12 protein-coding genes are annotated in these 13734 nt (G+C 70.4%); 4 read left to right on the forward strand and 8 right to left on the reverse strand.

Annotated elements, in window-relative coordinates:
- Window positions 1–46: 46 nt before the first annotated feature.
- On the reverse strand, window positions 47–745 hold the full coding sequence (locus tag HED23_RS24150) for a ScbR family autoregulator-binding transcription factor (protein WP_238442089.1): 699 nt from the start codon (window positions 743–745) through the stop codon (window positions 47–49).
- A 302-nt stretch (window positions 746–1047) separates the two neighbouring features.
- On the opposite strand from HED23_RS24150, the gene HED23_RS24155 reads away from it, so the two are divergent.
- The gene (locus HED23_RS24155; protein WP_203185479.1) at window positions 1048–1914 is read left to right on the forward strand and encodes a ScbA/BarX family gamma-butyrolactone biosynthesis protein; all 867 of its coding nucleotides are present in this window, start codon (window positions 1048–1050) and stop codon (window positions 1912–1914) included.
- The gene (locus HED23_RS24160) at window positions 1911–2921 is read left to right on the forward strand and encodes an NAD(P)H-binding protein (RefSeq protein ID WP_203185480.1); all 1011 of its coding nucleotides are present in this window, start codon (window positions 1911–1913) and stop codon (window positions 2919–2921) included. The genes HED23_RS24155 and HED23_RS24160 overlap by 4 nt, the downstream gene beginning before the upstream one ends.
- Here HED23_RS24160 and HED23_RS24165 read toward each other — a convergent pair.
- Together HED23_RS24165 and HED23_RS24170 are read right to left on the reverse strand one after the other, a co-directional pair.
- Window positions 2914–4158 (reverse strand): cytochrome P450 family protein, encoded by a 1245-nt coding sequence (locus HED23_RS24165; protein ID WP_203185481.1) that lies wholly within the window; start codon window positions 4156–4158, stop codon window positions 2914–2916. The genes HED23_RS24160 and HED23_RS24165 overlap by 8 nt on opposite strands.
- Window positions 4159–5046: 888 nt before the next feature.
- Entirely contained in the window at window positions 5047–5628 is a 582-nt protein-coding gene (locus HED23_RS24170; protein WP_203185482.1) for a ScbR family autoregulator-binding transcription factor, read from the reverse strand.
- Window positions 5629–5983: 355 nt separating this feature from the next.
- Between HED23_RS24170 and HED23_RS24175 the strand changes: the two genes are divergently transcribed.
- The gene (locus tag HED23_RS24175) at window positions 5984–6745 is read left to right on the forward strand and encodes a response regulator transcription factor (protein ID WP_203185483.1); all 762 of its coding nucleotides are present in this window, start codon (window positions 5984–5986) and stop codon (window positions 6743–6745) included.
- A gap of 192 nt (window positions 6746–6937) precedes the next feature.
- Here the strand turns inward: HED23_RS24175 and HED23_RS24180 are convergent, their stop codons facing one another.
- Window positions 6938–8146, reverse strand: coding sequence for an MFS transporter (locus tag HED23_RS24180; protein ID WP_203185484.1), 1209 nt, complete (start codon window positions 8144–8146; stop codon window positions 6938–6940).
- A 74-nt stretch (window positions 8147–8220) separates the two neighbouring features.
- Here HED23_RS24180 and HED23_RS24185 point away from each other — a divergent pair, with 74 nt between their 5' ends.
- Entirely contained in the window at window positions 8221–8631 is a 411-nt protein-coding gene (locus HED23_RS24185; RefSeq protein WP_203185485.1) for a MerR family transcriptional regulator, read from the forward strand.
- On the opposite strand, the gene HED23_RS24190 is transcribed toward HED23_RS24185, so the two are convergent.
- From HED23_RS24190 to HED23_RS24205, 4 genes are all read right to left on the reverse strand, one after another.
- A complete protein-coding gene (locus tag HED23_RS24190) occupies window positions 8553–9506 on the reverse strand; it encodes a fumarylacetoacetate (FAA) hydrolase (RefSeq protein WP_203185486.1) in 954 nt (317 codons plus the stop codon). The two genes, HED23_RS24185 and HED23_RS24190, sit on opposite strands and share 79 nt — an antisense overlap.
- A gap of 67 nt (window positions 9507–9573) precedes the next feature.
- Entirely contained in the window at window positions 9574–10866 is a 1293-nt protein-coding gene (locus HED23_RS24195; protein WP_203185487.1) for a pyridoxal phosphate-dependent aminotransferase, read from the reverse strand.
- Between the two features lie 53 nt (window positions 10867–10919).
- Entirely contained in the window at window positions 10920–12575 is a 1656-nt protein-coding gene (locus tag HED23_RS24200) for an AMP-binding protein (RefSeq protein ID WP_203185488.1), read from the reverse strand.
- Window positions 12572–13690 carry a Glu/Leu/Phe/Val dehydrogenase gene (locus HED23_RS24205; protein ID WP_203185489.1) on the reverse strand — a complete coding sequence of 373 codons (1119 nt, stop codon included), beginning with the start codon at window positions 13688–13690 and terminating at the stop codon, window positions 12572–12574. The genes HED23_RS24200 and HED23_RS24205 overlap by 4 nt, the downstream gene beginning before the upstream one ends.
- Window positions 13691–13734 lie beyond the last annotated feature (44 nt).

The raw sequence follows: 13734 nt of genomic DNA on the forward strand, positions 1-13734 counted from the left end.
TGCGCGCACTCCGCCCGCGCCCCGGTGACAGCCGGCCCGACGGCCCTCAGCCCTGCGCGACGGCCGGCTCCTCCACCGCCTCGGAGTCCCCGCCACCCCCCGGCTTCGCTGCCGCAATCAGGTGGGCGCCGCGCTGCGCGCACATGTCCAGCACACCGAGCACCGGGGGAACGGCGATGCTCGGCATGAGATTCGTCAGCAGCACCGTCACACGGTCCGGCAGGTCGTCGTAGTCACTGAAGAGCTGCGACATCTGCTGGAGGCCCGCGAAGGTGCCCACGAACAGCTCAGCCGTCGCCACCAGGTCGACGTGGCAACGGAGTTCACCACGTTCCTGTGCCTCCTGCAGAATGGCCAGGTTGGCCTCCCGCCAGGCACGGAACACGCCGCCGCGGTCGATGTCGGTGGCTTGCTGGTCCAGACTGAGCCGGACACTGGCACGGACCAGCGGGTCGGTGCGCAGACGTTCGGCGAAGACCATCCCGGAGTCGACGATCTCCTGGAGCTTGACGGGCTGCGGGCTCAGGGCGTGTTCCTCGGACTGCTGCTGCTGGGCGAGGATTATCTGAGCCAGGTCGTCCTTGTTCCTGAAGTGGAAGTAGATGGCCCCCTTGGTCGTTCCGGCCGCGTTGGCGATGTCGCTGAGAGTGGTGGCCTCGTAGCCGCGCCGGTCGAAGACGATCGCGGCGGCCTCGATGAGTTTCTGCCGGGTTCGAGCCGCCCGGTCCTGTTTGGTCAAGTTCATCCCTCGCTCTGTGCTCCGGAAGCGAGAAAAACGTTAACGTACGAATCTGTGACCGGAAAGGCGCACCCACGCCTTCCGGAGGCTCACCTTCCAGCCCGACCGGAGCATTCACGAAACGCAAGATGACCTCTAGATCACTTGTGACCTGCACTTATTCGGTTCCCGGTGATGTGATTCGCGTCACACTTGCAGCCGTTGAAAAAAATATCCTGGGGTACGTAACGTTGCGCCAACAACGTTTCCTTGGGGGGATCGTGTTAGACATCACCAACGTCGGCATCCGGAAGCCAACTTCCGTGCCCATGCAGTGGGCGCACCGCGAGAGACCGCAGGACGTCGTACCGACGCACTGGAAACGCCTCTCGGAGCACCGTTTCCTCGTCGAAGGCAACTGGCCCGAAGAACACCCGTTCTTCGCGCCGGTCGGCGGATACCACGATCCGCTGCTGCTGGTGGAATCCATGCGTCAGAGTACGATTCTGCTCGGTCATGCCGCTTACGACGTCCCACTCGACACGCACTATCTGATGCATTCGCTGGACTTCACCTGCCGGCCCCAGCACCTTCTCGTCGGCTGCAAGCCGGGCGTCGAGATGGAGGTCGTCTTCGACGAACTCACCTATCGCGGGCGCATGTTGTCCGGCATGCGCGCCACGGTCACGGTCAGCCGCGACGGCCGGGAGGCCGGCACCGGCGTCAGCCGCATCAACCTGATCAGCGCCCGCGCCTACAGTCGTGTGCGGGGCGGCGTCACACAGCAGCCCGTGCCCCGGCAGTACGCGCCCGATGTGCCGCCCCAACTCGTGGGCCGCCTCCGCTCGGAGGACGTCCTGCTCCTTCCCACCGGTATCTGGGGCCACTGGATCCTCAAGATCGACACCGGTCACCGCACGCTCTACCAGGGACCCAAGGACCATGTTCCGGGCATGGTCCTCATCGAGGCCGCCCGCCAGGCCGCGCACGCCACCATCGGTCCCTCGGCCTTCGCGCCCTGGACCGGCGACAACGCCTTCCACCGGTACGCGGAATTCTCCCGGCCCCTGCTCATGGAAGTCACCGACGTGTCCCTGTCGGGGGCCGACTGGACGATGAAGGTCACCGGCCACCAGGACGGGCAAGCCGTGTTCACCTCGGTCCTCTCGGCGGGGCAGCCCCGGAGACTGTCTTGATCCTGGTCACCGGCGCCACCGGCACGGTGGGGCGGGAGGTGGCGCGGCAGCTCGCGGCGGACCATGCCGTACGACTGATGAGCCGCACCCCCGCGCGTCCCGCCGTGTCCGGCCCCCGGGTGGAGACGGCCGTCGCGGACTTCTCCCGGCCCGACTCGCTGGCAGGAGCGCTGAGCGGGGTGCGGGCCGCGTTCCTGGTCACCAGCCACCCGGACGAACCCCACGACGAGCGCTTCCTGGAAGCCGCCGTCGCCGAGGGCGTCGGCCACGTGGTCAAGCTGTCGGCGGCGGTCGTCGACGACGACACCGACGACTTCCTCACCGTTCGCCAGAGGGCCATGGAGGAGGAGGTGCGCTCCTGCGGGATCGCCTGGACCCTGCTCCGCCCACGGGCGTTCATGTCGAACACCCTGTCCTGGGCCGACCGCATCGAACGGGACGGCACGGTGGGCGCCTTGTACGGCAGCGCGTCCAACGCGCCGGTGGACCCCCGCGACGTCGCCCGGGTCGCCGTACGGGCGCTCACGGAGAGAGGACACACGGGCAGGACGTACACGCTCGTCGGTCCCGAGGAGCTCAGCGCCCGTGAGCAGACGCGCATCCTCGGCGACGTACTCGGGCGCCCTCTGCGGTTCTGCGAGTGGACGGTCCGAGAGGCACGCGAGCGTCTGGCACACCGGTACCCGCCCCCCGTGGTCGAGGCACTCCTGAAGCGGGCGGCCCTGCAGGCCAGGGGCGGCAAGACGCTGCACGGCGACGCACTCGCCTCACTGACGGGCCGCGCCGCGGGCACCTTCCGCGGCTGGGCGGACGACCACGCACATTGTTTCCCCGGCGGGCCGGCGGCCCGCCGCCCGGGGAGCGGGCCCCGTTCTCCGGGGCCCGCTCCCCCTCGGGGCGATGCCGCGCTCCCCCGTTTCCGTACTCACCGATATGTATGCGCGGGCCGGGCCGGGTGGCGCCGCGTCGCCCGGTGCGACGCCGCCCGGCACTCCGGCGTCACCTGAGGCGGACCGGCAGTTCCCGGTGGCCGTTGGTGATGAAGCTCGGCAGCAGTGGCAGGTCCTCACCGGGGCGGGCCAGGCGCAGGTCCGGGTAACGGCCGAAGAGGGCCTTCAGGGCGACGACCGCCTCCATGCGCGCCAGCGGTGCGCCGATGCAGTGGTGGACCCCGTAGCCGAAGGTGATGTGCTCGCGGCGGGTGGGCCGGGTGATGTCGAACTCCGCCGCGTCGGGTCCGTGCACCCGTGGATCGCGTCCGGCCCCGGCCACGGACACCAGGATCGGGTCGCCCTGAGCGATGCGCACGCCGCCGATCTCCATGTCCTCGACGGCGTAACGCAGCGGGACGTGGAAGCCGGAGGGCTCGCAGCGCAGGGTCTCCTCCACCACGTCCTCCCAGGCCGCGCGGCCGGAGCGGACGAGTTCCAGCTGGGCGGGGTTGCTCAGCAGGCGGTGGACCGCGTGGTCGAGGAGGTTGACCGTGGTCTCGTAGCCGGCCGAGATGATCAGCAGCAGGGTGTCGAGGAGCTCCTGCTGACTGAGGCCGATGCCGTTCGCCTCGTCGCGTACGGCGACGAGGCGGGTGATCAGGCCTTCTCCGGGTGCCTCGCGTCCGGCGGCGACGAGCTCGGCCAGGGTTCCGTACAGCTCGCGGATGTTCTCCTCGTTCGTGGCCGGGCCGACCGAAGTGAGAAAGGTCAGGCCGACGGTCTCCTGCAGCGGTCCGCGCATCTCCTCGGGGACGCCGAGCAGATCGCAGACGACCTGGACGGGGAGCGGCACGGCGAACCGGGCGCGCAGGTCGACCTCGGTGCCCTCGGGCACCTCGTCGAGGCGGTCGAGTAGCACCCGCGTGATCTCCTCGACGCGAGGCCGGAGCACGCTGACGTTGCGGGCGGTGAAGGCCTGGGCGACGAGCTTGCGCAGCCGGACGTGGCCCTCACCGTAGGCGGTGATCATGCTGCGGACGGAGACCCACAGGGTGAGCGGCCAGTCGGCGGGTATCTCACCGCGCATCCAGGCCGGCCAGTGCTGTTCGGCGTCCTTGGAGACCCGTGGGTCGGTCATCAGCTGCTTGAGAAGTTCCATGCTGGTGACGGACCAGGCCAGGATGCCTCCGGGGAGGGCGACCTGGACCACCGGGCCCTGCTCGCGGATGCGGGCGATCTCCTCGTGCGGGTCGGCTCCGGACGCGTCGAGGTGGATCGGGCAGGCCGTGGTCGCCGTGGTTCGGATGCTCATGGTTCGGACCCTCTCGGTTCTGGGCGCGCGCACGGGCCGGGTGCAGGGGCCCGTGGCGGACGCGGGTGGGTGGGGCGAAAGGAGGAGCGCGCCGGGGCAGCGCGGGCGGGGGCGGCGCTGCTGACGTACGGCTGACTTCCCGGACGCCCTCGGAGCACGGGTGCTGCGTGCGGTGTCGCCGCTTCCGGGTGAGTGCGGTGCCGCCGCTTCCGGGTGGGTGCGGCGGGGACGGCGCGCATGGGATTCGGTATGCGCCGTGCCGGCCCGGACCGTCGCGGTGGCTCGGGTCCGGGGTGGGGCGTGTTCAGAGCTGCCGGGTGAGGCGGTACCCGGGGCCTTGAGGGGCGTTTCACCGGAACCGCCCCGACGACGCGCGGGGTCGCTCCCGTGGGAACGGCCCCGCGCCGCGCCGGCGAAGTCGCCGGGGCGGGGAGCGAGACGAACGTCGCTCCACCGGTTCGTGCGCGTGCACGCGCCCACGAGGAGTCCGAAGCAGGCCGAAGGAGTTCGGCCGTTGTCTCGGCGGCGTCGGAGGCGGCTGGTGGGGACCGCGTCGTGCACCGTGGGTGAGGCGTCTCCTGTGTGACTACGGGAACGGCGACGAGGGGCCCGAGAAAGCCACTCGGGGAACCTCGGACTCCGGCAGTGGGTCTCCCGGGTCCGGCCGCGTTCCGGTGTCGAGCTCACCGGACCGCGACGGCATGTGCTCAGGAGCGCGCCAGGCATGGAACTCGCCTCGGCGCGTGCTTCGCTTCCCGTGCCGGGACTTCGGATTCACGCCGGAACACCGTCCGGCGGACCGGTCCCCGCTCCGCGTCTGGAACACCCACGGAGCACGCCTCCACAGAATCTCCACAACCCCAGGATATGTGCGTGTACACGCCGAGTTCAACCCGCCCCGTCACCGTTCGACTCCAGAGCGCAGTCCGGCAGTACGGCGCGCCAGAAGCCGGTGAGCACTTTCGGCGACAGCCAGGCGCGGTTGTCGCGGGCCAGCAGCGCGAAGCCGGTGGTGGCTCCGACCACGGTGTCGGTGAGCTCGCACAGGGGCAGCGTGCGGATCGGCGCGCCCTCCTCCTCGCCTGCCTGGACGAGGAGCCTCTGGACACAGCTCTGCCACTCCTGATGGATGCTCAGCCGGGTGCGTCCCGACATCTCGTAGTTGAGCCGGAAGCCGGCCCGGGACACCACGTCCTGATGCAGCAGATGGGCCAACTCATAGGACAGGGAAGCTAGTTCGGTCAACGCGTCGGGCTGGCCGCACTGGGCCCGCCGGGCGACCCGGTAGAGGTTGCGGATGGCCGCGTGTTCCACGGCCTCGGCCAGGTCGGCCTTGTTGCGGAAGTGGAAGTGCAGGGCGCCGGTGGTGACTCCGGCCCCCTCGCTCACCTCACTCAGCTTCGTTCGCTCGTACCCGTGCCGTTCGAACCTCTCGGCCGCCGAGTGGATCAGGGCTCTTCGGGTGCGCACGGAGCGCTCCTGTTTACGGCTTCGGCAGGCAACGGGAGGCGGGTGCGCGGGCGGGCATCCCTGCGGGGAGGCCTGCGACTGGGACGACGACATGGAGTCATTAAATACCTAGGAGAATCAATTTTCACCAGGGAGTTAACTTGACCGCCCGATACACCCTCATTATCCACCTGTGTCAATATGCCAACGTAAGCGGACTGCGACCATCGCGTGCCGCTTCGGCGCAACAGATTGCCTCATAACACCCTTAAATCGGGCATCTCATCCTCTGTGGACCCTTTGACAGAAACATCCTTGCAGGTATTGAATTTGATGCGTCGTTGAGTCAAAGCCGAACATCCGAGGGGGAGGGGCTATGACCGACCCGGCCGGCCTGCTGGCACGTGGCACACACCCGCGGGCGCGCTCCGCAGGGCGAGGAACCGGCGCGATGCACACGGCCGGCGAACCCCGGGGCTGGAACGTACTCGTCGTCCAGAAGGACCCGGCCGACACCGAACTCCTGACGCGCGGTCTGCAGCGCCACGGGCATACCGTGACCAGCGTGGAGACCGGTGTCGCGGCGTTACGCGCCTACCTGGAGGCGGACCTGGTCCTGCTCGACCTGGAGCTGCCCGATCTGGACGGCATCGAGGTGTGCCGGGCGATCCGGCAGTTCGACGACACCCCCGTGATCGCGCTCACCGCGCGGGACTCGGAGCTCGACCGGGTGCTCGGCCTGCAGGCCGGCGCCGACGATTACATGGTCAAGCCGTACGGGTTGCCGGAGTTGATGGCCCGCATGGGCGCGGTGATGCGCCGCGTGCGGCCGCGCCCTCCCCGTCAGGAGGGTCATCTGGTGATTCACGGCGACCTGCTGGTGGACCGCGAGTCGCGCAAGGTGACGGTGTCCGGGCGCCGGGTGGAGGTGACCGGCAAGGAGTTCGAGCTGTTGTACCTGCTGGCGAGCAACCCGGGCGACGTCATCTCCCGCAGCCGCATCATGCAGGACGTCTGGGGCGGCTCCTGGTCCAGGCGGACCGTGGACACCCACGTGTGCAACCTGCGCAGCAAGCTCGGCTCCAGCGGCTGGATCCTGACCGTCCGCAGCGTCGGGTTCCAGATCGGTCTGGGCTGACCACCCGTCACCCGTCACCCGCCTCGCGGGCAGCGGAGAGGCCCCGTTCTCGAAACGCTGAGAACGGGGCCTCTTCGGCGCCGGTGACCCGCCCGCCTGACGGGGGATGTTCAGGCGGTTCGGACCGTGGCGCGTCCGGAGCCGGGTGGACGCCCCGGGACGGGGCCGGGGCGTCCGCCCGGGTAGCGGGCGTCAGCCGGAGCTGGGGCGCTTCGCGGGGAAGGCGTGCCGCCGTCCGAGCACCACGACGAGCAGCACCGGGAGCATCAGGGCCAGGACGCTCCAGGGGAAGGACTTCGGGCCGTGCACGTCGAGCAGGATGCCGCCCACCGCGCCGCCTCCGGCCATGAAGGAGTTCCAGGTGGTGACCAGAAGCGCCTGGCCGCGGTCGCCGCCCGCGTCCGTGACGGCGGTCTGGAGCAGCGTGGTGACCCCGCCCCAGCCCAGGCCCCACAGGATCATCGCGGCATAGACGACCCACAGGTTGCCGGCGAGGATCACCAGCATGATCGAGGCGATGATGAACAGGACGGAGCTGGCGACGGTCAGCATCCTCAGCTTGCGGTCCACCAGCGCACCCGTGACCCAGATGCTGACCACGGAGGCGATGCCGAAGACCAGCAGCACGACGTCCCGCGAGTCGCCGTGGTCGTAGGTGTCGAGGAAGGTGGCGATGTACGTGTACAGGATGTTGTGGGCGAGCACGTAGGCCGCGACCACGAACAGGACGGCGGCGACGCCGGGCAACCGGACGGCCCTCAGGATCGGTTCGCGGGCGCCGGGCTTCTGGCCGGCGGCGTCCGGGACGGTGGCCCAGATCCAGCCGAGCAGGAGCACCGAGACGACCGTGACCAGACCGAAGGTGAGGCGCCAGCCGAACAGGCCGCCAAGGAACGTACCGACGGGAATGCCGAGCGAGAGGGCGAGCGGTACGCCCGCCATGGTGATGGCGATGGCCCTGCCCTGCAGGTGTGGAGGCGCCAACCGGCGTGCATAGCCGACTAGTTCGGCCCAGACGGCCGCTGCGGCGACACCGGCGATCAACCGGAACGCCATGGTCAGCGGGTAGCTCGAGGAGATCGCGGTCACCGTGTTGGCCACGGCGAAGGCAGTCACGGACAGCAGCAGGAGCCTCTTGCGGTTCCAGGTGGCGGTGGTGATGGCCAGCGGGATCGCCGACAGACCGGTCGCGATGGCGTAGATCGTCAGCGCCTGGCCCATGGCCGATTCGCTGACGGACATGTCACGGGCCATCTCGGGAAGCACACCGGCGGGCAGGGCTTCGGTCAGAATGCCCATGAAGGCCGCTGTGGCGAGTGCCAGGAGCGGGGACATGGGCAGCTTGCCCTGCCCGGGTGCCGGTGAGGTGTTGTCCAGCAGTTCTGGTGGGGATGTCGACATGATTGAATCCTCAAACCCTCACATTGATGTGAATGTCAAGTCGGTCGGGTGGACGGGGAAGGAAGGAGGGGCGTATGCGCATCGGGGAGCTGTCGGAGCGCACCGGTACCCCGCGGAGGTTGCTCCGCTACTACGAGGAGCAGGGCTTGCTGGTACCGGACCGGACGCCCAACGGTTACCGCGACTACGCGGAGCGCACGGTGGACCGGGTCCTGCAGATCCGGGGTCTGCTGGAGGCCGGACTGCCGACGCGGGCGATCAAGAAGATCCTGCCGTGCATCAGCGATCCGCGGATGATCCACGTGCCGGACGCCGCGCCGGAGACCATCGAGCTCCTGGAGCGGGAGAGGGACCGGATGACCGAGCGCATCCGGTGCCTGACCCGCAACCGGGACGCGATCTCCGGCTACCTGGACGCCGTGCGCGACACGGACGGGCGCGACGACGGTGGAAGGTACGGGCCCGCGGAGCCGGTCGCGGTCTGAGTCGCGTACCGCACGGTGTTGGCGAGGACCACGCCGTGGCTGGTCACGTCGAGGACCATACGGTCGCCGTCCTCGACGCGGAACCCGTCGTGGTAGGTGGCCTTGTCGGCGCCCAGGAAGGTGTACGTGACCAGCCCTGCCTGGCGCAGCAGGGGGTACGAGAACAGGTGCTCCGCCATGTCCTCGAACCGGTGGAAGATGGAGTCGGCCCCGCAGGAGAACGGGCCCTCCCACGCCGTGGCACCGTCCCGCTCGACGACGACCCGGCCCGTCACCTTCTGCGGCGGCTCGTCCAGGAACAGCCAGGGGAGCACCGAGGTCTCGCAGAGCTTGGCGTACGGGGTGTACGCCCAGGGGTTCTTCAGGTGCAGGCCGATGTCGTTCAGGTCGTTGCCGAAGGTGTAGCCGGCGTAGTGCGGGGTGCCGTCCTCGCCGTTGACGTACACCAGGACCACCTCGGGCTCCTCGATCAGCCAGATCGGGTCGGCGGGGGTGATCAGCGGCTCGTCGGACACGCGCAGCCAGGAGCCGAAGCCCTTCATGTAGTAGTTCGGGGCCACGAACTCCTCGTCGGGTTCGGGGTCGTGGTCGAACTTGGAGCGGTGCGTGCCCATGAATCCGTTGACCAGCGCGTTGTTGGTGGCGGTGGGCAGCAGCGGCGGGAGCAGCCTCAGTCCGGGGTCGCCGGGGGTCACCGACACGGTCTCGGCTCCGCTCGTGGCGGCGGCGAGCGCGGCTTCGGCACCGCCCGCGAGGAACGCGGCGCGCAGCTGCCCGTCCTCGACGGCGTGGAGGGTGTGGGCCCGTCCCGCCTCGGGGATTCCGGCCCCGGCGTATCGACGTCCCTGGTACTCGGCTTCGAAGAGGATGGACATGGTGGAAGGAGCCTCCTGAGAGAGAAGAGTCGGGTGGTGGTGCGCGGCCGCCGTGCGACGGGCGGCTTCAGAGGGCGGAAGGGGCGACGCGCACCCCGGTGAGGTCGGTCAGGACTTCGGCGACGCGCTCCAGGGAGGCGCTGATCCACGGCAGCCGCAGGGGGTCGGCGGCGTGCAGGGCCTGGGTGCGCCGGGCGTCGCTCTCTCCGTACAGGCGGCTGGTTGCCACCCGGACGCGCAGCGGGCCGGGCGACTCGCCGAACGCGGAGCCGGGCAGCACCCCGACGCCGTAGCGCTGGCCGAGCGCGGCGGCAAGGCCGTCGCCGTCACGGATCCGGTGGACCCGGGTGAGGTGGTGCCGTGCTGCCTCGAAGTCGGGGTACAGGTAGCTGGTCGCACGGACCGGCGCCAGCTCGGCGCCCGCCGCGGTGAACAGCGAGCCCACGGCGCGGACCACCGTCCCGTGCAGCCTGCGGCTGGCGGCGACGTGCGCGACGACCTCGGGCGGCTCGGCGAACGCCCAGGCCGCCGCGGCCTGGACCGGCGCCACGGTGCTCGACCAGATCTGGCTGGCCACACCGAGCAGGCGCTCCTTGACCCGGTCGCCCAGCGGGCCTTCGGGCAGCCTGGCCACCCCCAGGCGCCAGCCGCCGACCGCCAGGCTCTTGGTGAGCCCGGTGGTGACGACCGTGCGCTCGGGTGCGAAGACGGCCGGGGAGACGCCCGGCCGGGCGTCGTCGTAGACCAGGTCGCAGTAGATCTCGTCGGAGACGATCACCAGGTCCAGCTCCCTGGCCACCTCGGCGAGCTCCTCGACCGTGGCGGGAGAGGCGATCGTGCCCGTCGGGTTGTCGGGCAGCGTGACCACCACGCAGCGTGGATCGTGCCCGGCCGCCCGGGCTAGGAGCACCGCCTCCCGGACCCGCCCGGGGTCCGGGACACCGCCCTCACCCGTCCGGGTGGCGACCGGGACCGGGCGCAGCCCGCCCAGCCGGGCCTGGGCCGCGTAGCTGACCCAGCTCGGCACCGGCACCACGACGTCTCCGCCGACGGCCAGCATCAGGGCGAACAGCATCGGCTTGCTGCCCGGCCCCGCCACCACCGCGTCAGGGGCGGTGGCCAGGCCACGCCGCTCCCAGTAGCCGGCCGCCGCGGCGCGTAGCGCCGGGCTCCCGGCGACCGGGCCGTACGCGTTGTGGTCAGCGGCGAGCGCGAGCCGCTCCGCCAGCTCGGGCAGGACCGGCAGGCCGATCTCCCCACTGGCCAGGGACAGGACCTGCTCCCCGGCCAGCCGTCGGCGGACCAGTGCCTCGTCGGCGGCGAGTGTCGGCGACATCGTCACCGGCGCTGGATGAGGCATCCGAAACTCCAACAGGTAGTGAGGAAGGGGGTGTCGGCGCTTGAACGGGAAGCTCAGGAGTGTGCGTAGAGCTTTCTGAGCTCGATCTTCCGGACCTTGCCCGTGAGCGTCTTGGGCAGGGTTCCGGTCAGCTCGAGGCGGTCCGGAAGGAACCGGTCGTCCTGGTCGGCCCGGCGCAGGTGGGCGCGTATCTCCTCCAGCGTCGGAGGGACGCCGTCGGCCGGAATGACGACCGCGAGGATCGGGTCGTCGACGTGGCCGGTGGGTCCGACGACGGACGCCTCGACCACCTTGGGGTGGCGCGAGATGATCGCCTCCAGCTCCGCTATCGGGACGACGATCCCGTCGCGCAGGATCGTGTCCTTGGAGCGGCCCAGGATCCGGATGCCGCCGCGTCCGTCCTCGCGGGCCACGTCTCCGGTGTCGAACCAGCCGTCGTCGGTGAGATCGGAGTCGAACTGCTCCTGCTGCTTGAAGTAGCCCAGCGCCCGCGACGCCCCGCGCACCCGCAGCCGGCCCACCGAGGCACGCCGGCTGGGGTCGTGGCACAGGTCGATGCGGATCTCCATGGAGTCGATCGGCCGTCCGTGGCTGTGCGCGGCCCAGTCCTGGTTGTAGTCCAGGCGGCTGATGGTGACGGGGCCGAATTCGGACATGCCCCACACCGAGTAGGTGCGGGCACCGAACGTCTCGCGCAGTTCGTCGACCAGCTCCATCAGCACCGGTGCTGCGCCGGTGACCGTGTGGCGCAGGCTGGAGACGTCGTGCGGGTCGGCGTTCTGGGCACGTGCGACGCCGGAGAGCGTGGGCGGCGGGCCGTACAGCAGGGTCGCGCCGTACCGCTCGACCAGGTCGAGCAGGCCCACGTGGTCGGGGCCGTCCTGGAAGGCGATGGTGCCGCCCAGCATCACTCCGGCGAGCACACCCTGGCCGAAGCCGGAGTAGTGCACCAGCGGGGTGGTGACCGCGACCACCAGGTCGTCGCGGAGCAGGAACGTGTCGACGTACCCCCGTACACCCGAGTGGACGGTGTTCTGGCTGTGTACCACGCCCTTGGAGAACCCGGTCGTACCGGATGTGAAGAGCACCACGAACGGTTCGTCCGGGCGGAGTTGACGGCCCGCCAGGTCACCCATGAGCTGCTCCTCCCAGTGCCGGGAGACGAAGTGGTCATGGAAGTCGGCCGTGCCCTCGGGGCCCGGGCCGTCGACGACCACGACGTGTTCCAGGGGCAGCTCCCCGGAGAGGTCGCAGATGGTCTCGGCGAGCGGGTAGCCCTCCCAGTCGGGGAGCGTGACGCATATTCTGGCCTCGGTGAGCGCCAGTCGGTGGCGCAGTTCCTCGGCCTGGCAGACCGGCGCGATGGGGCAGATGACCGCGCCGACCGCCATGCAGGCGAACATCAGCGGGACCATCTCCCAGCGGTTGGGCAGCTGAACGGCGACCACGTCCCCGCGCTTGACGCCCAGCTCGAGCAGGCCCCCGGCGAACCGGTTGGTCAGCCGGGACAGCTCGGCGTAGTCGAGCGTGTCGGTGCGGGCCTCGTCCAGGCGGCGGCCCGCGATGGCGAGCTTGCGGGGCCGCCGGCGGGCCTGGCCGCGCAGGTCGTCGAGGAAGGTCTCGTCGCGCCACCAGCCACGCCGCCGGTACTCCGCCATGCGGTCGGCGGCCGACGCGGTGGCCAGGAAGGCGGCGGTGGTCGACGTCATCGCGCCAGCTCCTGGCGGCGCGCCCCGAGTAGCTCCGGCAGCGGGTTGCCCACCGTGGCACCGGCGATGTCGAGCAGGTCGCGGGTGTTCCGGCGGACCCGGTCGCCGACCCAGTCGAAGACCCATGCCTTGCGGGGCTCGGCCGCCAGCCCGAAGGGCACCACACGGGTGACGGCCAGCGCTGCGGACGCGGCACCGCCGATGTTCGCGATGACACCGGGCACCAGCAGGACCCCGGCGGCGGCCGCTTTGTCGCGGGCCTCGTCGGACGAGCTGATGTTGCCGCCCTCGACGACGAGGCCGACGCGCAGGCGGTGGACGTTCTCCGCGTTCAGCGCGTGCTTCTGGGCGGCGAGGATGAGCAGGTCGGCCTCGACGTCGAGCCAGGCGTCCGGTTCGGTGCGGACGGTGACGCCGGAGGGCAGCCTGGTGCGGTCGATGGCGCCGAACTCGTCGGTGACGGCGATCAGCTCGTCCACCGGGAGCCGGTCGGCGCTGAGGGTTCCGGCCACGTCGGCGACGGCCACCACCACGTGGCCACGCTCCTCGAGGTAGCGCCCGACCGCGCGGCCGACCGCACCGAAGCCCTGGATGACGACCCGGGCGGGCCCGGTGCGCCCGCCGGCCTCCAGGGCGGTGACGGCGGCGACGCCGACGCCGTGACCGGTGCAGTCGATCAGGGGCTCGTAGTACGTGCGCCAGTCGATCGGCATGTCGGGAGCGCCGAGGCGGAACCGCGGGTCGTACCCGGCCTCCTCGAAGAACACCGCCCGGTCGGCGGGGGTGACGCCCATGTCGATGCCGAGGTGGATACCGCCGTGCAGCAGCGGCTTGACGGTACGTCCGAAGGTGCGGAACGTCGTCTCGCGGTCGGATCCGTCTGCGACGATGCCCGCTTTGGCACCGCCGATGCGCAGTCCGGCGAGGGTGAACTTGACGGTCATGTCACGGGCCAGACCGGCCACTTCCGCCTCGGTGACACCCGGCGTCATCCGAGTGCCGCCCATGGCGAGGCCGTCGACGAGCGAGTCGACGACGACCCAGCCCTTGATGTCGCCGCCGGCGCCGTTCAGGTGAGTGGTCAGGGCGGGCTCGCGTGCTTCCCAGTCAGTCATGTGTCTTCCCCAATGGTGAGCAAGAAGGTGTGGTGCGTGCGGCT

Source organism: Streptomyces pratensis, assembly GCF_016804005.1.
Classification (GTDB): Bacteria; Actinomycetota; Actinomycetes; order Streptomycetales; family Streptomycetaceae; genus Streptomyces; species Streptomyces pratensis_A.

Coding starts and splice junctions, on each gene's coding strand:
- HED23_RS24150 (WP_238442089.1), bottom strand. CDS start 745: ATGAACTTGACCAAACAGGACCGGGCGGCTCGAACCCGGCAGAAACTC.
- HED23_RS24155 (WP_203185479.1), top strand. CDS start 1,048: ATGCAGTGGGCGCACCGCGAGAGACCGCAGGACGTCGTACCGACGCAC.
- HED23_RS24165 (WP_203185481.1), bottom strand. CDS start 4,158: ATGAGCATCCGAACCACGGCGACCACGGCCTGCCCGATCCACCTCGAC.
- HED23_RS24175 (WP_203185483.1), top strand. CDS start 5,984: ATGACCGACCCGGCCGGCCTGCTGGCACGTGGCACACACCCGCGGGCG.
- HED23_RS24180 (WP_203185484.1), bottom strand. CDS start 8,146: ATGTCGACATCCCCACCAGAACTGCTGGACAACACCTCACCGGCACCC.
- HED23_RS24185 (WP_203185485.1), top strand. CDS start 8,221: ATGCGCATCGGGGAGCTGTCGGAGCGCACCGGTACCCCGCGGAGGTTG.
- HED23_RS24190 (WP_203185486.1), bottom strand. CDS start 9,506: ATGTCCATCCTCTTCGAAGCCGAGTACCAGGGACGTCGATACGCCGGG.
- HED23_RS24195 (WP_203185487.1), bottom strand. CDS start 10,866: ATGCCTCATCCAGCGCCGGTGACGATGTCGCCGACACTCGCCGCCGAC.
- HED23_RS24200 (WP_203185488.1), bottom strand. CDS start 12,575: ATGACGTCGACCACCGCCGCCTTCCTGGCCACCGCGTCGGCCGCCGAC.
- HED23_RS24205 (WP_203185489.1), bottom strand. CDS start 13,690: ATGACTGACTGGGAAGCACGCGAGCCCGCCCTGACCACTCACCTGAAC.